The organism is Agromyces sp. SYSU T00194, assembly GCF_040496035.1.
In the GTDB taxonomy this organism is placed as follows: Bacteria; Actinomycetota; Actinomycetes; order Actinomycetales; family Microbacteriaceae; genus Agromyces; species Agromyces chitinivorans.
On the sequence record NZ_JBEPJZ010000002.1, the window covers coordinates 326,306 to 343,295 of the forward strand.

The following is a 16,990-nucleotide window of genomic DNA, read 5'->3' on the forward strand; positions in this document are numbered from 1 at the left end:
GGACGGATGGCCCAGACCGTCAATCCGCTGCTCACGCCGAGCACGCTCCCGTACCAGTTGCCGCCGTTCGCCGAGATCCGGGAGGAGCACTACCGCCCCGCACTCGAGCAGGGCATGGCCGAGCAGCTCACCGAGGTGCGGGCTATCACCGAGCAGGCGGACCCGCCCACGTTCGCGAACACGATGCTGCCGCTCGAGCTGAGCGGCCAGACCCTGCGACGCGTGCTCGAGGTGTTCTCGAACCAGAGCTCGGCCGACTCGACGCCGGCCACCGATGCGCTCGAGGAGGAGTTCGCACCGATCCTCGCGGCGCACGAGGACGCCATCCGCCTCGACCCCGCGCTGTACCGCCGCATCGACGCGCTGCACGCGCAGCGGGACGCCCTCGACCTCGACGCCGAGTCGCGGTACCTGCTGGAGCGGACCCACCGCGAGTTCACGCTCGCGGGCGCGGGCCTCGACGCCGCCGACACCGAGCGCCTGAAGGAGCTCAACCAGCGGCTCTCCACGCTCGCCACCCGCTTCGAGAAGCGCCTCCACGCCGACACGAACGACCTCGCGGTGCACACGGAGGACCCGGACGACCTCGCGGGACTCAGCGACGGCGAGCGGTCCGCAGCGGCGGCAGCGGCGGCCGAGCGCGGACTGGGGGGCTACCTGATCACGCTCGTGCTGCCGACGGGCCAGCCGTGGCTCGCATCGCTCACGAGCGCCTCGATGCGCGACCGGGTGATGGCGGCGTCGCGGGCGCGCGGCGCCCGGGGCAACGCGCACGACACCCGGGACGTGCTGCTCGAGACGGTGCGCCTGCGCGCCGAACGCGCGAGGCTCCTCGGCTTCGCCGACCACGCCTCGTACATCACCGCCGACCAGACCGCCGGCACTCCGGACGCCGTCGCGGACATGCTCGGCGCGATGGCGCCCGCCGCGGCGCGCAACGCCCGCGCGGAGGCGGAGCGCCTGGCCGAGGCCGCCGCCGAGACCCCCGGCGTGCGCCCGCTCGAGGCATCCGACTGGGCCTACTACGCCGAGCAGGTGCGTGCGCGCGACTACGCGGTCGACACCGCGGCGATGCGCCCCTACTTCGAGGCCGAGCGCGTGCTGCACGACGGCGTGTTCTTCGCCGCCGCGCAGCTCTACGGCGTCACCTTCACCGAGCGCGAGGACCTCGTCGCCTACCACCCGGACGCCCGGGTCTTCGAGGTGCACGAGTCCGACGGCTCCCCCGTCGGCCTGTACGTGTACGACCTCTACACCCGCGACTCCAAGCGCGGCGGCGCGTGGATGAACGCGATCGTGACGCAGTCGACGCTGCTCGGCACGCTGCCGGTGGTGGTCAACAACCTCAACGTGCCCAAGCCCGCCGCGGGGGCGCCGACGCTGCTCACCTACGACGAGACCCGCACGCTCTTCCACGAGTTCGGGCACGCGCTGCACGGCCTGTTCGGCCAGACCGCGTACCCGAAGCTGTCGGGCACGAGCGTGTACCGCGACTTCGTCGAGTTCCCGAGCCAGGTCAACGAGATGTGGATGCTGTGGCCGGAGGTGCTCGCCAACTACGCCGTCCACCACGTGACCGGTGAGCGGATGCCGCAGGAGCTCGTCGACCGCCTGCTGGCCGCCGAGCAGTGGGGCGAGGGCCACGCCACCGCCGAGTACCTCGCCGCGGCGCTGCTCGACCAGGCCTGGCACCGCATCACCGCGGACGACGAGGTCGACGACGTCGCCGCGTTCGAGGCGCGCGCGCTGGCGGAGGCCGGCCTCGACGACGCGCTGGTGCCGCCGCGGTACGCGAGCACCTACTTCGCGCACACCTTCTCGGGCGGCTACAGCGCCGGGTACTACTCGTACATCTGGAGCGAGGTGCTCGACGCCGACACGGTCGAGTGGTTCCGCGAGCACGGCGGCCTCACCCGCGAGAACGGCGAGCGGTTCCGTCGCCGGCTCCTCGGCGTCGGCGGCGCGGGCGACCCGCTCGAGGCGTACCGCGACTTCCGCGGCCGCGACGCGGAACTCGCGCCGCTGCTGCGTCGCCGCGGGCTCGACCGCGACGCGTGAGACGCCAACGCGCCGCCGCCCCGAGGGGGCGGCGGCGCGTTGCTGCGTCGTGCGGGCGCAGGGCCCGTCGCGCGACGTGCGTCAGATGGCGAAGCCCAGGGCGCGCATCTGGTCGCGCCCGTCGTCGGTGATCCGCTCCGGACCCCACGGCGGCATCCACACCCAGTTGATGCGGAACGCCTCGACGACCCCGTCGAGCGCCTGCGCGGTCTGCTCCTCGAGCACGTCCGTCAGCGGGCATCCGGCGCTCGTGAGCGTCATGTGGATGATCAGCGCGTCGTGCTCGTCGTCCCAGCCGAGGTCGTAGATCAGGCCGAGGTCGACGACGTTCACCCCGAGCTCGGGGTCCATCACGTCCTTCAGGGCCTCTTCGACCTGATCGAACTTCTCCGGTGCCAGCGTCGAAACCATGGCCTCAGCTTACGGCCGCGCCGTCGAGATAGCGATCGTAGCCCTCGTCCTCGAGACGGTCGGCCAGCTCGGGGCCGCCCTCCTCGGCCACGCGTCCGGCGACGAACACGTGCACGAAGTCCGGCTTGATGTAGCGCAGGATGCGCGTGTAGTGCGTGATCAGCAGCACGCCGAGGCCCGTCTCCGCCTTGGCGCGGTTGACGCCCTCGGAGACGATCTTCAGCGCGTCGACGTCGAGACCGGAGTCGGTCTCGTCGAGCACGGCGAACTCGGGCTTCAGCAGTTCGAGCTGGAGGATCTCGTTGCGCTTCTTCTCGCCGCCCGAGAACCCCTCGTTGACGTTGCGCTCGGCGAAGGCCGGGTCCATGCGCAGGTTCGCCATCGACTCGCGGACGTCCTTCACCCAGCCGCGCACCGCGGGGGCCTGGCCGTCGATCGCGGTCTTCGCGGTGCGGAGGAAGTTGGTGACGGTCACACCGGGGATCTCCACCGGGTACTGCATGGCGAGGAACAGGCCCGCGCGGGCGCGCTCGTCGACGCTCATCTCGAGCACGTCCTCACCGTCGAGGGTGATGGAGCCGGAGACGACCGTGTACTTGGGGTGGCCGGCGATCGTGTAGGCCAGGGTCGACTTGCCCGATCCGTTCGGGCCCATGATCGCGTGGATCTCGCCCTTGCGGATGGTCAGGTCGACGCCGCGCAGGATCTCGCGGGTGCCCTGATCGGTCTCGACGTTGACGTGGAGGTCCTTGATCTCGAGGACAGACATGTTGTTGCGTTCACTTCCCGGCGCGCGCGGCGCCGTGGTCGGGGATTCAGACGTTGAGGGTGACGGCCGGGTCGATGAAGACGCCGCCGTCGACGAGCTCCACCCGGTAGACGGGGACGGGCTCGTAGGCGGGGAGGGTGAGGGGCTTGCCGGTCTTCAGGGAGAACTTCGACCCGTGCGCCCAGCACTCGAGCGTGTCGTCCTCCACGAAGCCCTCGGCGAGCGAGATGTCGCCGTGGGTGCAGGTGTCGCCGATGGCGTGCACCGCTCCCGCGGCGTCCTTCACGACGGCGATCGGCGTGCCCTCGACGACGAAGCGCTGGGCCTGGTCGGCCTCGAGCGCATCGACGTCGCAGACGCGGACGGCGGTCACGACGGCAGCACCCCGCCGGCGAGCTCGGCCTCGATCGCGGCGGCGAGGTGCTCCTCGAGCTCCGGCACGCGGATCTTCTGCACGATCTCGGCGAGGAACCCGATGACGACCAGGCGCCGGGCCTCGTCCTCCCGGATGCCGCGCGCCTGGAGGTAGAAGAGCTGCTCGTCGTCGAAGCGGCCGGTCGCGCTCGCGTGGCCGGCGCCCTGGATGTCGCCGGTCTCGATCTCGAGGTTCGGGATCGAGTCGGCGCGCGCGCCGGGCGTGAGCACGAGGTTGCGGTTCGCCTCGTAGGAGTCGGTGCCGACCGCGTCGCGACCGATCAGCACGTCGCCGATCCAGACGCTGCGGGCGGTCTCGCCCTGGAGCGCGCCCTTGTAGAGCACGTCGCCGCGCGTGTGCGGCCCCTTGTGGTGCAGGAAGACCTGGCTCTCGAAGTGCTGGCCGGCGTCGGAGAAGCTCAGGCCGTACAGCTCAGCCTCCGAGCCCTCGCCCGCGAGCTCGACGCTCGGGTTGAGGCGAACGACACCGCCGCCGAAGGAGACGACGACGTGGCGCAGGTACGCGTCGCGCTCCACGCGCGCCTGGTGGGCGGCGGCGTGGATCGCGTCGTCGGCCCACTCCTGGACGCTCACGACGGTGAGGTTCGCGCCCTCGCGGACGAGCACCTCCACGTTCTGGGCGAACGTCGTGCTGCCGGAGTGGCGAAGCACGATGGTGCCGCGCGAGTTGGGCTTCGCCTCGAGCACGACGTGCCCGTTGGCGCGACGCTCGGCGCCGTTGCCCGTGAGGCTGATCACGACCGGCGCGTCGAGCTCGACGTCCTGGGGCACCACCACGTGCAGCGCCTCGTCGGTGTGCGTCCACGCGAGCGCGCTCGGCAGGTCCTCCGGCGTGAACGCCTCGCCGCGGGGCGCCTGGCCGACGGCCAGGGTGCCCACCGTCACGGCGTCGGCGCCGGAGAGCTGCCACGCCACGGCCGGGTCGCCCGGGCGGTCGTCGGTCGCGACGTCGGCGAGGACGCCGGCGATGCGGGCGACCGGCGTGTGCTTCCAGTCGACCTCGGTGCCGGCGGGCATGCCGAAGTCTGCGGGGTCGTACGAGCGCGTGCGCTCGGTTCGGGTCTGGACCGGTACGAATGCACCGGCTCCGTCGCTGTGCGCCCTGCTACCGGGGGCGACGGGCGGCGTCTGGATTGCGGACGTCATTCAGCCGACGGATCCTTCCATGCTCATCTCGATCAGTTTGTTCAGTTCCATGGCGTACTCCATCGGGAGCTCGCGGGCGATCGGCTCGATGAAGCCGCGCACGATCATGGCCATCGCCTCGTCCTCCGGCATGCCGCGCGACATGAGGTAGAACAGCTGCTCCTCGCTCACGCGCGAGACGGTCGCCTCGTGGCCGAGGTGCACGTCGTCGACGCGGATGTCGATCGCGGGGTACGTGTCCGACCGCGAGATCGTGTCGACCAGCAGCGCGTCGCAGCGCACCGTGTTCGCCGAGTGGTGGGCGTTCGCGTCGACGCGCACCTCGCCGCGGTACCCGGCTCGGCCGCCGCCGCGCGCGATCGACTTCGAGACGATCGACGACTGCGTGTGCGGCGCCATGTGGATCATCTTCGCGCCGGCGTCCTGGTGCTGGCCGGGGCCGGCGAACGCGACCGACAGGGTCTCCCCCTTGGCGTGCTCGCCCATCAGGAAGATCGACGGGTACTTCATCGTGACCTTCGAGCCGATGTTGCCGTCGATCCACTCCATGGTGGCGCCCTCGGCCGCGGTCGCCCGCTTGGTCACGAGGTTGTAGACGTTGTTCGACCAGTTCTGGATGGTCGTGTACCGCACGCGGGCGTTCTTCTTCACGATGATCTCGACGACCGCCGAGTGCAGCGAGTCGCTCTTGTAGATCGGCGCCGTGCAGCCCTCGATGTAGTGCACGTACGAGCCCTCGTCGGCGATGATCAGGGTGCGCTCGAACTGGCCCATGTTCTCGGTGTTGATGCGGAAGTACGCCTGGAGCGGGATCTCCACGTGCACGCCCGGCGGCACGTAGACGAACGACCCGCCCGACCACACCGCGGTGTTCAGCGCGGCGAACTTGTTGTCACCCGCCGGGATCACCGTGCCGAAGTACTCCTCGAAGAACTCCGGGTGCTCGCGGAGCGCCGTGTCGGTGTCCATGAAGATGACACCCTGCGCCTCGAGCTGCTCGTTGATCTGGTGGTAGACGACCTCGGACTCGTACTGCGCGGCGACGCCCGCGACGAGGCGCTTGCGCTCCGCCTCGGGGATGCCGAGCTTCTCGTACGTGTTCTTGATGTCCTCGGGCAGGTCCTCCCAGGTCTGGGCCTGCTTCTCCGTGGACCGCACGAAGTACTTGATGTTGTCGAAGTCGATCTCCGACAGGTCGGCGCCCCAACTGGGCATGGGCTTGCGGTCGAACAGCTGGAGCGCGCGGAGGCGGCGCTTCAGCATCCACTCCGGCTCGTTCTTCAGGTTCGAGATGTCGGCCACGACCTCGGGCGAGAGCCCGCGTCGTGCCGATGCTCCGGCCACGTCGGAGTCGGCCCAGCCGAACTCGTACTGGCCGAGACCCTCGAGCTCCGGACGGTCGATGAGGACGTCGGTCATTGCTCTCCTCTTCTCCACCCGGACGACCGGCTATCAGTCCGGCTCAGTCCCATCCCCGCGTTCGAGGCGCAGCGCGGATCGGGAGTGATGTGCGGGTGGCTGCAGTGCGTACCTAAGATGGAGGTCGAGCATCGGCCGCATTCCTGCGTCCTGCGCGCCTGCGCATGCTCGCCAACCACACAAGTCTATAGGGTCGCGGACCCTCCGGGGCAGGACTCCCAGCGCCGTCCCAGACCGTCGCGCCCGGATCGAGTACCGTGAACCGCTTCGTCGCCTGGCTCCCCGACCACGTCGACCGCCGCATCCGCGTCTTCGGATGGCTGTCGCTCGCGTCACAGATCGTCATCGTCGGCACCGGCGGGCTCGTGCGCCTGACCGGGTCGGGCCTCGGATGCCCCACCTGGCCGCGCTGCACCGACGAGTCGTTCGTGGCCACGCCCGAGATGGGCGTGCACGGCGTCATCGAGTTCGGCAACCGGCTGCTCACGTTCGTGCTCATCGCGATCGCGCTCATCACCTTCGTGCTGCTCTGGCGCCTGCGCCGGCAGCGGCGCGACCTGTTCTGGATCGCGTTCGCGCTGGGCGCCGGCATCCCGCTGCAGGGCGTGGTGGGCGGCATCACGGTGCTCACGCAGCTGAACCCGTACGTCGTGGGCCTGCACTTCGTGGTCTCCGCAGGGCTCGTCGCGCTCGCGACCGTCCTGGTGCACCGCATGCACCTCGTGCCCGGGCCGCGCACGCGCGTCGTGCCAGGCTGGTACGCCGGGCTCGCCCACGCGACGAGCGCCGTGCTGCTCGTCACGCTGCTCGCCGGCATCGTGACCACGGGCTCGGGTCCGCACGCCGGCGACGGCGGGGCCGCCCGCACGGGCCTCGACCCCGAGTTCGTGCAGCACGTGCACGCCTGGCCCGCCTATGTGCTGCTCGCGCTCACGCTCGTGCTGCTCATCGCCGGGTTCGCACGCGGCCTCGCGCCGTGGCGCTGGGCGCTCGCGCTGCTCGCGGTCGAGGCCGTGCAGATCACCGTCGGGCTCATCCAGGCGAACACGGGCCTGCCACCCTTCCTCGTCGGCGCGCACATGGTGCTCGCGTGCCTCGCCGTCGCGACGATGACCGCGTTCGTGCTGCACCTGAAGGCGCCCGCGGCGGTCGCCGCTGAGGCCTCGGCCCCGGCGGACGCCGTCACCCGCTGACACCCGCTGACACCCGCCCGTCGTCGGGTACCGGCATGATCGGGCCATGGAGATCGCTGCACTCACGGACGAGGTCGAGGCGGAGGTGGCGCGCAAGTGGCTGGTCTGGAAGCCCGGGCGGGCCGACGGCCACGGAACGCCCGGCTCCGGCACGGATGCCGAACCCGCGTCGGCCGACGCCTAGAAGGGCAGCAGCGGGTCGATGCCGACCGCGAGGAACAGCAGCGACAGGTACGCGATCGACGAGTGGAACACGCGCATGCCCGAGACCTGCTCGTGGCGGATCGCGAGGCCGTAGAGCCGGTGGCACTCGGCGACGAACCAGCCGCCGGTGACCAGCGCGACGGCGGTGTAGAGCACTCCCATGCCCGCGACGGGGATGAGCAGCAGCGAGCAGGCGAGCGTCGCCCATGCGTAGAGGATGACCTGGAGGCCCACCTGGGCGCGCCCGCGCACGACCGCGAGCATGGGCACGCCGGCCGCCGCGTAGTCGTCGCGGTACTTCATCGACAGCGGCCAGTAGTGCGGCGGCGTCCAGAGGAAGATGATCGAGAACAGGATGAACGGCGCCCAGCTCAGCTCGCCGGTCACGGCCGCCCATCCGATGAGCACGGGCATGCACCCGGCGACGCCGCCCCACACGATGTTCTGCGACGTGCGTCGCTTCAGGATGAGGCTGTAGAAGACGACGTAGAGCAGGATCGCGGCGAGCGAGAGCGCCGCCGCGAGCCAGTTCGTGAACACGCCGAGCCAGACGATGGATGCCGCGCCCAGCGCGTAGGCGAACACGAGCGCCTCGCGGTCGCTCAGCTCTCCGGTGACGAGGGGCCGATTGCGCGTGCGGCGCATCACCCGGTCGATGTCGCGGTCGATGTAGCAGTTGAAGGCGCCGGCCGACCCCGCACTCATCGCGCCGCCGATCAGCGTCGCGACCAGCAGCCAGAGGTCGGGCAGCCCGCCCTGCGCGAGGATCATGGTCGGCGCGGTGACCACGAGCAGCAACTCGATGACCCGGGGCTTCGTGAGGGCAAGGTAGGCAACGGCCTTGCGACGGAACCCGATGGTGGTGCCGGGCTCACGGGTGCGTACGGCTTGGTCCATCGTTCCTTCTCGTTGCGCGCACGGGCTCGGCTGCGCGGTCGTCCCGGTCAAGTCTAGGCGATGACTGCGGGGCGGATGCGCCGCCGCCGCCCCGTCGCAGACGGTTCGCCCGACGCCTCACAGGCGACCGGTTACGCCGTGAGCGTCACGCAATCTCGGTGGAACACGCCGCTCGCTATGCTGAGGGTGCCTGCCTCGACGCGGCAACCACCCCCATCCGTTCCGACGGATCGCGTGCTGCCCGTCGACGTGGCACTTCACGAGGGGTGCAGGCGGAGTGCCCCGGCCTCAAGCCAATGATCGAAGGGATCAGTACAAGGTGGCAGCACTGCAATGGGAGCCGATCGACGACAAGGCCGTGGACACTGCTCGTGTCCTCGCGGCGGATGCGGTGGAGAAGGTCGGCAACGGCCACCCCGGTACCGCGATGAGCCTGGCGCCGGCGGCGTACCTGCTCTTCCAGAAGGTCATGCGCCGTGACCCGTCCGACCAGGACTGGCTCGGCCGGGACCGGTTCATCCTCTCCGCCGGTCACAGCTCGCTGACCCAGTACGTCCAGCTCTACCTCGGCGGGTACGGGCTCGAGCTGGAGGACCTCGAGTCGCTCCGCACCTGGGGGTCCAAGACGCCCGGGCACCCGGAGTACGGCCACACCGACGGGGTCGAGATCACGACCGGTCCGCTCGGGCAGGGCCTGGCGTCGGCCGTGGGGTTCGCGTACGCGGCCCGGTTCGAGCGCGGCCTGTTCGACCCGGACGCGCCGGCCGGCGAGTCGCCGTTCGACCACCACGTCTACGTGATCGCCTCAGACGGCGACCTCGAGGAGGGCGTGACCAGCGAGGCGTCCTCCCTGGCCGGGCACCAGCAGCTGGGCAACCTGGTCGTGATCTACGACTCGAACCAGATCTCGATCGAGGACGACACCGACATCGCGTTCACCGAGGACGTCGCCGCACGCTACGCCGCGTACGGCTGGCACGTGCAGACCGTCGACTGGAAGCAGACCGGGGAGTACGTCGAGGACGTGCACCAGCTGCACGCCGCGATCGAGGCCGCGAAGGCCGAGACCGGCAAGCCCTCGATCATCGTGCTGAAGACGATCATCGGCTGGCCGGCGCCGAAGAAGCAGAACACCGGCAAGATCCACGGCTCCGCACTCGGCGCCGAGGAACTCGCCGCGACCAAGGAGGTGCTCGGCTTCGACCCCGAGCAGCACTTCGCCGTCGCCCCCGAGGTCATCGCGCACACCCGCCTGGCCGTGGACCGCGGCGCCGTCCTGCGCGCCGAGTGGGAACTCGCGTTCCAGGCCTGGGCGACCGCGAACCCCGACCGCAAGGCGCTCCTGGACCGCGTCCGCGCCGGCGACCTGCCCGACGACATCGAAGGCGCCCTGCCCGTGTTCGAAGCCGGCACGGACGTCTCCACGCGTGCCGCGTCCGGGAAGGTCATCAACGCCCTCGCCGCACAGCTGCCCGAACTGTGGGGCGGATCAGCCGACCTCGCCGAATCGAACCTCACCACCATCAACGGCGCCGCCTCGTTCATCCCGACCGAGCACTCCACCCACGAGTTCGCCGGCAACCCGTACGGGCGGGTGCTGCACTTCGGCATCCGCGAGCACGCCATGGCCGCGATCGTCAACGGCATCGTGCTGCACGGACCCACCCGCGCGTTCGGCGGCACGTTCCTCATCTTCAGCGACTACATGCGCCCCTCGGTGCGCCTGGCCGCACTGATGGACATCCCCTCGATCTACGTCTGGACCCACGACTCCGTCGCGCTCGGCGAAGACGGCCCCACCCACCAGCCGATCGAGCAGCTCGCGTCACTGCGCGCCATCCCGAACATGACCGTCGTGCGCCCCGGCGACGCCAACGAGACCGCGCACGCGTGGCTCGAGATGCTCAAGCGCCGCGGCGGCCCCGCCGGCATCGCCCTGACCCGCCAGAACATCCCCGTGTTCGCACGCGGCGACGGCGAAGCCACCGGCGACACCCTCGCCTCCGCCGCAGGCGTCGCCAAGGGCGCGTACATCATCGCCGAGGCCCCGAACGGCACCCCCGACGTGATCCTCATCGCCACCGGCTCCGAGCTCCAGCTCGCCATCGCGGCGCGGCAGACGCTCGCCGCCGAGGGCGTCCAGGCCCGCGTCGTCTCGGCGCCGAGCCTCGAGTGGTTCGAGGAGCAGGACGCCGACTACCGCGAGCACGTGCTGCCCGCGGCGGTCACCGCCCGCGTCTCCGTCGAGGCGGGCCTCGCGCTCACCTGGGGCCGCTACGTCGGCGACCACGGCCGCAGCGTCTCGATCGAGCACTTCGGCGCCTCCGCCGACTACCAGACCCTCTTCCGCGAGTTCGGCATCACCGCCGAGGCCGTGGTCGCCGCCGCGAAGGACACGCTCGCGTCCTGACGCGGGCAGAAGGAGAGAACCACCATGGCAACCAGCCCCACCGCAGCACTCTCGGCTGCCGGCGTCAGCATCTGGCTCGACGACCTGTCGCGCGAGCGGATCGCCTCGGGCGGCCTCGCCGCCATCATCGCCGACCGCGACGTCGTCGGCGTGACCACGAACCCGACCATCTTCGCCGGCGCGCTCGCCAAGGGCGAGGCGTACGCGGCACAGGTCGCCTCGCTCGCGGCCGACGGCGCCGACGTCGACCGCGCGGTGTTCGAGATCACCACGGACGACGTACGCGACGCCGCCGACGTGTTCCGTCCGGTCTACGACCGCACGCAGGGCTTCGACGGCCGCGTGTCGATCGAGGTCGCCCCGGGCCTCGCACACGACACGGACGGCACCATCGCCGAGGCGAAGCGCCTCTGGGCGAAGGTCGACCGGCCGAACACCATGATCAAGATCCCCGGCACGCAGGAGGGGCTCGCCGCGATCACCGAGGCGATCGGCTCGGGCATCAGCGTGAACGTCACGCTGATCTTCTCGCTGCAGCGGTACCGCGAGGTCATCGACGCGTACCTCGCCGGGCTCGAGCAGGCGCAGGCCGCAGGGTTCGACCTCTCGACCATCCACTCGGTCGCGTCGTTCTTCGTCTCCCGCGTGGACACCGAGATCGACAAGCGACTCGGCGCGATCGGCACCGACGAGGCCACGGCGCTCCGCTCGCAGGCGGGGGTCGCGAACGCGCGCCTCGCCTACCAGGTGTTCGAGCAGGCGTTCGCGACCGACCGGGCGACGGCCCTCGTCGCCGCGGGCGCGAACCCGCAGCGGCCGCTGTGGGCGTCGACCGGGGTCAAGGACCCGAACCTGCCCGACACGCTCTACGTGACCGAGCTCGTCGCCCCCGGCGTCGTCAACACGATGCCCGAGAAGACGCTCGAGGCCACGTTCGACCACGGCGTCGTCACCGGCGACACCGTGACCGGCGCCTACGCCGAGGCCCAGGGCGTGCTCGACGCGCTCGCGGCCGTCGGCGTCGACTACGACGACGTCACCGCGACGCTCGAGTCGGAGGGCGTGGAGAAGTTCATCGTCTCGTGGAACGAACTCCTCGAGACCGTCTCGACCGCACTGGAGGAGTCGCGATGACCGTCCGCATCTCCGTCGGCGGCGCCGCAGCGGACGCCGTCCGCGCCGCCGTCCCGACCCTCGTCGCCGACGGGGTCGCCTCGAAGATCGCCGCGCACGACGCGACGCTCTGGGGCGAGGCCGCGATCGACGAGGCGAGCAAGCGCCTCGGCTGGACGCACGCCGTCGAGGTCTCCCGCCCGCTCGTGCCCGAGATCCTCGCCCTGCGCGACGAGCTCCGCGCCGCGGGCGTCACGCACATCGTCCTCGGCGGCATGGGCGGCTCGTCGCTCGCACCGGAGGTCATCACCCGCACCGCGGGCGTCGACCTCACCGTGCTCGACTCGACCGACCCGGGCCAGGTGCGCGCTGCGCTCGCCGACCGCCTCGAGTCATCCGCCATCGTCGTGTCGTCGAAGTCGGGCTCGACCGTCGAGACCGACTCGCAGCGCCGGGTCTACGAGCACGCGTTCCGCGAGGCGGGCATCGACCCGACCGGCCGCATCGTGATCGTCACCGACCCGGGCTCGCCGCTCGACGCGTCGGCGCGCGAGGCCGGCTACCGCGTGTTCAACGCGGACCCGACCGTCGGCGGCCGCTACTCGGCGCTCACCGCGTTCGGCCTGGTGCCCTCGGGCCTCGCGGGCGTCGACATCGCGGGCCTGCTCGACGAGGCCGAGGCCGTCGAGGCGGCGCTCGGCATCGACTCGGCCGACAACCCGGGCCTGGTGCTCGGCGCCGCGATCTCCGCCACGTCGCCGCTGCGCGACAAGCTCGGGATCATCGCCGACGGCACCCACATCGTCGGTTTCGCCGACTGGGCCGAGCAGCTCATCGCCGAGTCCACGGGCAAGGAGGGCACCGGCATCCTGCCCGTCGTGCTCGACACGGCCTCGCCCGAGGCGACCGCAGGCCTGCCCGACGTGCAGCTGGTGCGCCTGGTGGCGGATGCGGGTACCGAACCGTTCCACGACGGCGACGAGATCCTGGTCTCCGGTTCGCTCGGCGCGCAGCTGGTGACCTGGGAGGTCGCCACCGCGGTCGCCGGCCGCCTGCTCGGCATCAACCCGTTCGACCAGCCCGACGTCGAGTCGGCGAAGATCGCCGCCCGCGGCCTGCTGGACGCCCGCCCCGAGCCGGCGCCCGCGGCGTTCGTCTCGGAGGGCATCGAGGTGCGCGGCACGCCCGACGTGATCGGCGCGGCCAGCGACCTCGGGTCGGCCATCGAGGTGCTGCTCGAGGAGGTGCCCGCCGACGGGTACATCTCGGTGCAGGCCTACGTCGATCGCCTCGCGCTCCCGCAGCTCGCCGAGCTCCGCGACCTGCTCGCGGCCCGGGCCGGACGTCCCGTGACGTTCGGATGGGGCCCCCGCTTCCTGCACTCGACCGGCCAGTTCCACAAGGGCGGCCCCGCCGTCGGCGTGTTCCTGCAGGTCACGGCGGAGGCGCCCGAGGACCTCTCGATCCCGGACCGGCCGTTCACGTTCGGCGAGCTCATCGCCGCGCAGGCCTCCGGCGACGCGAGCGTGCTCGCCGACCACGGGCGTCCCGTGCTCACGCTGACCCTCACCGGCGACGCGCGGCCCGAGACGCTGCTCGACGCCGCACGCTGACCGGAGGACTCGGATGGAACCGGCTCCCATCACCAAGGGGCACAACCCGCTCCGCTCGCCGAAGGACTACCGCCTCAACCGCATCGCCGGTCCCAGCGGCCTGATCATCTTCGGCGTGACGGGCGACCTGTCGCGCAAGAAGCTCATGCCGGCGGTCTACGACCTCGCGAACCGGGGGCTCCTGCCGCCCGGCTTCGCGCTGGTCGGGTTCGCCCGCCGCGACTGGGAGGACCAGGACTTCGGCCAGGTCGTGCACGACGCCGTCAAGCAGTACGCGCGCACCGAGTTCCGGGAGGAGGTCTGGCAGCAGCTGTCGCAGGGCATCCGCTTCGTGCCGGGCACCTTCCAGGACGACAGCGCGTTCGACCGCCTGCGGGAGACCGTCGAGGCGCTCGACCGCGAGCGCGGCACCATGGGCAACCACGCGTTCTACCTGTCGATCCCGCCGAAGTCGTTCCCGATCGTCACCGAGCAGCTCCGCCGGTCGGGACTGACCAAGCAGGAGAACGGGCAGTGGCGACGCGTCGTCATCGAGAAGCCCTTCGGGCACGACCTCGAGTCGGCGCGCGAACTCAACGACGTCGTCGCATCCGTGTTCCCGCCCGACTCGGTGTTCCGCATCGACCACTACCTCGGCAAGGAGACGGTCCAGAACATCCTCGCGCTGCGCTTCGCGAACCAGCTCTACGAGCCGATCTGGAACGCCAACCACGTCGACCACGTGCAGATCACGATGGCCGAGGACATCGGCGTCGGCGGTCGTGCCGGCTACTACGACGGCATCGGCGCGGCACGCGACGTCATCCAGAACCACCTCCTCCAGCTGCTCGCGCTCACCGCGATGGAGGAGCCGGTCACGTTCGACGCGGCCGACCTCCGCACCGAGAAGGAGAAGATCCTCTCCGCGGTGCGGCTGCCGGCCGACCTGGCCACCGGCACGGCCCGAGGCCAGTACGCGGGCGGCTGGCAGGGCGGCGAGCAGGTGCCCGGCTTCCTCGACGAGGACGGGATGAACCCCGAGTCGACGACCGAGACCTACGCGGCCATGAAGCTCGAGATCGGCACCCGCCGCTGGGCGGGCGTGCCGTTCTACCTGCGCGCGGGCAAGCGCCTCGGTCGCCGCGTGACGGAGATCGCCGTGGTCTTCAAGCGGGCCCCGCAGCAGCTCTTCGAGGACAGCCAGACCGCCCAGCTCGGCCAGAACGCGCTCGTGATCCGGGTGCAGCCCGACGAGGGCGTGACGATCCGGTTCGGGTCGAAGGTGCCGGGTGCTGGCATGCAGGTGCGCGACGTCACGATGGACTTCGGCTACGGCCACGCCTTCACGGAGGCGAGTCCCGAGGCGTACGAGCGACTCATCCTCGACGTGCTCCTCGGCGACCCGCCGCTGTTCCCCCGTCAGGAGGAGGTCGAGCTGTCCTGGAAGATCCTCGACCCGATCGAGCGGTTCTGGGCCACGCAGGGGCAGCCGGAGCAGTACCGCCCCGGCTCCTGGGGTCCCGACTCCGCCGATGAACTCCTCGCCCGCGACGGCCGAACCTGGAGGCGCCCATGATCGTCGACCTGCCCGACACCACGACCGCGAAGGTCTCCAAGGCGCTCGTGAAGATCCGCGAGGAGGGCGGCGCCGTCGCCCTCGGCCGCGTGCTGACGCTCATCATCGCGACCGAGGCCGGCGCCGAGGAGGACGCGATCGAGGCGGCCAACGACGCCTCGCGCGAGCACCCCATGCGCGTCATCGTCATCTCGGTCGACCCCGACGAGCCCGAGGCGCGGCTCGACGCTGAGATCCGCGTGGGCGGCGACGCCGGCGCGAGCGAGGTCATCGTGCTGCACGCGAAGGGCGGCACCGCGTCCGACCCGCAGGGGCTCGTGATGGGCCTGCTCCTGCCGGACGCCCCGGTCGCCGTGTGGTGGCCCGGCATCGCCCCGGAGATCCCCGGGCGCTCACCGCTCGGGCGCATCGCGCACCGTCGCATCACGGATGCCTCTGCGCAGGCGGACCCGCAGGCCGCCGTGCGCGCGCTGGCCGACCGCTACACCCCCGGCGACACCGACTTCGCCTGGACCCGGCTCACCCTGTGGCGGGCCCAGCTCGCCGCCGTGCTCGACCAGCCGCCGTACGCGCCCGTCACGCGCGTCGAGATCATCGGCGCGGTCGACTCGCCGTCGACGACGCTGCTCGCCGCGTGGCTCGGGCTCCAGCTCGGCGCCGAGGTCGGGCTGGAACTGACGCCGGTCGACCAGGGCTCGCACGGCATCCGCGGCGTGATCCTGCACCGGTCGACGGGGCCCATCGAGCTCATCCGCGACGTGCCCTCGGTGGCGAAGCTCCGCCAGCCCGGACAGCCCGAGCACGACGTGGCGCTCCCCCGCCGCAACCTGCGCGACTGCCTCGCCGACGAGCTCCGCCGGCTCGACGCCGACGAGCTGTACGGTGACGTCATCGTCCACGGCATCCCCCTCTGCCATCCGGAAGGAACCGCTGCATGACCAACGACCGTCGCGTCCTCGTGCACTCGGGCAAGCCGGCACTCGCGAGCGCCGTCGCCGCCCGGTTCATCACCAAGGTGCTCGACCTGCTCGACGAGAAGCCGGAGCTCCACATCGCGCTGACCGGCGGGTCGATGGGCATCGCGGTCCTCGACGCGATCCGTCACTCCCCCGCTTCCGACACCATCGCGTGGGACCGGCTGCACTTCTGGTGGGGCGACGAGCGATGGGTGCCGGGCGGTGACGCGGAGCGCAACGACGCCCAGGCCTGGGACGCCCTGCTCGACCACGTGCCCGTGGACGAGGCGAAGGTCCACGCCTTCCCGGCCACCGACTCCGGGCTGGACCTCGACGCCGCGGCCGACGCGTACGCGGCGACGCTGCGCGAGTTCGCGCCCGAGGGAGCCGAGCACCCGGTCTTCGACATCACGTTCCTCGGGGTCGGCCCCGACGGTCACGTCGCCTCGCTGTTCCCCCACCGCTCGGGGATCGGCGTGACCGACCGCACGGTGATCCCCGTGCGCCAGTCGCCGAAGCCGCCGCCCGAGCGGCTGAGCCTCACCCGTCCCGTGCTGAACGCGTCCGACCGCGTCTGGATGGTGCTCGCGGGCGGCGACAAGGCGTCCGCGCTCGGCCTCGCCCTCGCCGGCGCGAGCCGCGACGAGGTGCCCGTCGCCGGGATCAAGGGACGACGCCGCACCGTCTTCTTCGTCGACGGCGAGGCCGCCGCCGAGGTGCCGCCGGAGCTCATCGCACCCGACTACTGACCTGCGCCTCAGGCAGGCACGCGAACGGCCCGACCGGATGATCCGGTCGGGCCGTCGTCGTC

15 protein-coding genes are annotated in these 16,990 nt (G+C 71.3%); 9 read left to right on the forward strand and 6 right to left on the reverse strand.

Translation table 11 applies throughout. The features are described 5' to 3' along the window. Positions 1 to 6 precede the first annotated feature (6 nt). On the forward strand, positions 7 to 2,058 hold the full coding sequence (locus ABZK10_RS14345) for a M3 family metallopeptidase (RefSeq protein WP_353809980.1): 2,052 nt from the start codon (positions 7 to 9) through the stop codon (positions 2,056 to 2,058). Positions 2,059 to 2,139: 81 nt separating this feature from the next. Here the strand turns inward: ABZK10_RS14345 and ABZK10_RS14350 are convergent, their stop codons facing one another. Genes ABZK10_RS14350 through sufB form a run of 5 tightly spaced genes read right to left on the reverse strand, consistent with a single transcriptional unit; the run spans position 2,140 to position 6,238 of the window. After that, on the reverse strand, positions 2,140 to 2,469 hold the full coding sequence (locus tag ABZK10_RS14350; RefSeq protein ID WP_353809981.1) for a metal-sulfur cluster assembly factor: 330 nt from the start codon (positions 2,467 to 2,469) through the stop codon (positions 2,140 to 2,142). A gap of 4 nt (positions 2,470 to 2,473) precedes the next feature. After that, entirely contained in the window at positions 2,474 to 3,238 is a 765-nt protein-coding gene (sufC, locus tag ABZK10_RS14355; RefSeq protein ID WP_353809982.1) for a Fe-S cluster assembly ATPase SufC, read from the reverse strand. Between the two features lie 46 nt (positions 3,239 to 3,284). Next, positions 3,285 to 3,611, reverse strand: a complete 327-nt coding sequence (locus tag ABZK10_RS14360; RefSeq protein ID WP_353809983.1) for a non-heme iron oxygenase ferredoxin subunit — start codon at positions 3,609 to 3,611, stop codon at positions 3,285 to 3,287. Then, positions 3,608 to 4,819 carry a Fe-S cluster assembly protein SufD gene (gene sufD / locus ABZK10_RS14365; protein WP_353809984.1) on the reverse strand — a complete coding sequence of 404 codons (1,212 nt, stop codon included), beginning with the start codon at positions 4,817 to 4,819 and terminating at the stop codon, positions 3,608 to 3,610. Before sufD ends, ABZK10_RS14360 begins: the two co-directional genes overlap by 4 nt. Next, positions 4,820 to 6,238: a Fe-S cluster assembly protein SufB gene (sufB, locus tag ABZK10_RS14370; protein ID WP_353809985.1), complete on the reverse strand. Its 1,419-nt coding sequence runs from the start codon at positions 6,236 to 6,238 to the stop codon at positions 4,820 to 4,822. Between the two features lie 257 nt (positions 6,239 to 6,495). Here sufB and ABZK10_RS14375 point away from each other — a divergent pair, with 257 nt between their 5' ends. Further along, the gene (locus ABZK10_RS14375) at positions 6,496 to 7,431 is read left to right on the forward strand and encodes a COX15/CtaA family protein (protein WP_353809986.1); all 936 of its coding nucleotides are present in this window, start codon (positions 6,496 to 6,498) and stop codon (positions 7,429 to 7,431) included. Positions 7,432 to 7,477: 46 nt separating this feature from the next. Next, positions 7,478 to 7,615 (forward strand): hypothetical protein, encoded by a 138-nt coding sequence (locus ABZK10_RS14380; protein WP_353809987.1) that lies wholly within the window; start codon positions 7,478 to 7,480, stop codon positions 7,613 to 7,615. On the opposite strand, the gene ABZK10_RS14385 is transcribed toward ABZK10_RS14380, so the two are convergent. Then, complete coding sequence (locus ABZK10_RS14385; RefSeq protein ID WP_353809988.1) at positions 7,612 to 8,532, reverse strand: heme o synthase; 921 nt, start codon at positions 8,530 to 8,532, stop codon at positions 7,612 to 7,614. The two genes, ABZK10_RS14380 and ABZK10_RS14385, sit on opposite strands and share 4 nt — an antisense overlap. Before the next feature lie 319 nt (positions 8,533 to 8,851). Here ABZK10_RS14385 and tkt point away from each other — a divergent pair, with 319 nt between their 5' ends. The 6 genes from tkt to pgl are packed head-to-tail and all read left to right on the forward strand — an operon-like array spanning position 8,852 to position 16,928. After that, the gene (gene tkt, locus ABZK10_RS14390) at positions 8,852 to 10,942 is read left to right on the forward strand and encodes a transketolase (protein WP_353809989.1); all 2,091 of its coding nucleotides are present in this window, start codon (positions 8,852 to 8,854) and stop codon (positions 10,940 to 10,942) included. A 24-nt stretch (positions 10,943 to 10,966) separates the two neighbouring features. Further along, positions 10,967 to 12,076 carry a transaldolase gene (gene tal, locus ABZK10_RS14395; RefSeq protein ID WP_353809990.1) on the forward strand — a complete coding sequence of 370 codons (1,110 nt, stop codon included), beginning with the start codon at positions 10,967 to 10,969 and terminating at the stop codon, positions 12,074 to 12,076. Then, positions 12,073 to 13,668: a glucose-6-phosphate isomerase gene (locus ABZK10_RS14400; protein WP_353809991.1), complete on the forward strand. Its 1,596-nt coding sequence runs from the start codon at positions 12,073 to 12,075 to the stop codon at positions 13,666 to 13,668. The genes tal and ABZK10_RS14400 overlap by 4 nt, the downstream gene beginning before the upstream one ends. A 13-nt stretch (positions 13,669 to 13,681) precedes the next feature. Next, positions 13,682 to 15,223, forward strand: a complete 1,542-nt coding sequence (zwf, locus tag ABZK10_RS14405) for a glucose-6-phosphate dehydrogenase (protein WP_353809992.1) — start codon at positions 13,682 to 13,684, stop codon at positions 15,221 to 15,223. Beyond that, entirely contained in the window at positions 15,220 to 16,161 is a 942-nt protein-coding gene (locus ABZK10_RS14410; protein ID WP_353809993.1) for a glucose-6-phosphate dehydrogenase assembly protein OpcA, read from the forward strand. The genes zwf and ABZK10_RS14410 overlap by 4 nt, the downstream gene beginning before the upstream one ends. Continuing rightward, on the forward strand, positions 16,158 to 16,928 hold the full coding sequence (gene pgl, locus ABZK10_RS14415) for a 6-phosphogluconolactonase (RefSeq protein WP_353809994.1): 771 nt from the start codon (positions 16,158 to 16,160) through the stop codon (positions 16,926 to 16,928). The genes ABZK10_RS14410 and pgl overlap by 4 nt, the downstream gene beginning before the upstream one ends. Positions 16,929 to 16,990 lie beyond the last annotated feature (62 nt).

Coding starts and splice junctions, on each gene's coding strand:
- ABZK10_RS14345 (WP_353809980.1), top strand. CDS start 7: ATGGCCCAGACCGTCAATCCGCTGCTCACGCCGAGCACGCTCCCGTAC.
- ABZK10_RS14350 (WP_353809981.1), bottom strand. CDS start 2,469: ATGGTTTCGACGCTGGCACCGGAGAAGTTCGATCAGGTCGAAGAGGCC.
- sufC (WP_353809982.1), bottom strand. CDS start 3,238: ATGTCTGTCCTCGAGATCAAGGACCTCCACGTCAACGTCGAGACCGAT.
- sufD (WP_353809984.1), bottom strand. CDS start 4,819: ATGACGTCCGCAATCCAGACGCCGCCCGTCGCCCCCGGTAGCAGGGCG.
- sufB (WP_353809985.1), bottom strand. CDS start 6,238: ATGACCGACGTCCTCATCGACCGTCCGGAGCTCGAGGGTCTCGGCCAG.
- ABZK10_RS14380 (WP_353809987.1), top strand. CDS start 7,478: ATGGAGATCGCTGCACTCACGGACGAGGTCGAGGCGGAGGTGGCGCGC.
- ABZK10_RS14385 (WP_353809988.1), bottom strand. CDS start 8,532: ATGGACCAAGCCGTACGCACCCGTGAGCCCGGCACCACCATCGGGTTC.
- tal (WP_353809990.1), top strand. CDS start 10,967: ATGGCAACCAGCCCCACCGCAGCACTCTCGGCTGCCGGCGTCAGCATC.
- ABZK10_RS14400 (WP_353809991.1), top strand. CDS start 12,073: ATGACCGTCCGCATCTCCGTCGGCGGCGCCGCAGCGGACGCCGTCCGC.
- zwf (WP_353809992.1), top strand. CDS start 13,682: ATGGAACCGGCTCCCATCACCAAGGGGCACAACCCGCTCCGCTCGCCG.
- ABZK10_RS14410 (WP_353809993.1), top strand. CDS start 15,220: ATGATCGTCGACCTGCCCGACACCACGACCGCGAAGGTCTCCAAGGCG.
- pgl (WP_353809994.1), top strand. CDS start 16,158: ATGACCAACGACCGTCGCGTCCTCGTGCACTCGGGCAAGCCGGCACTC.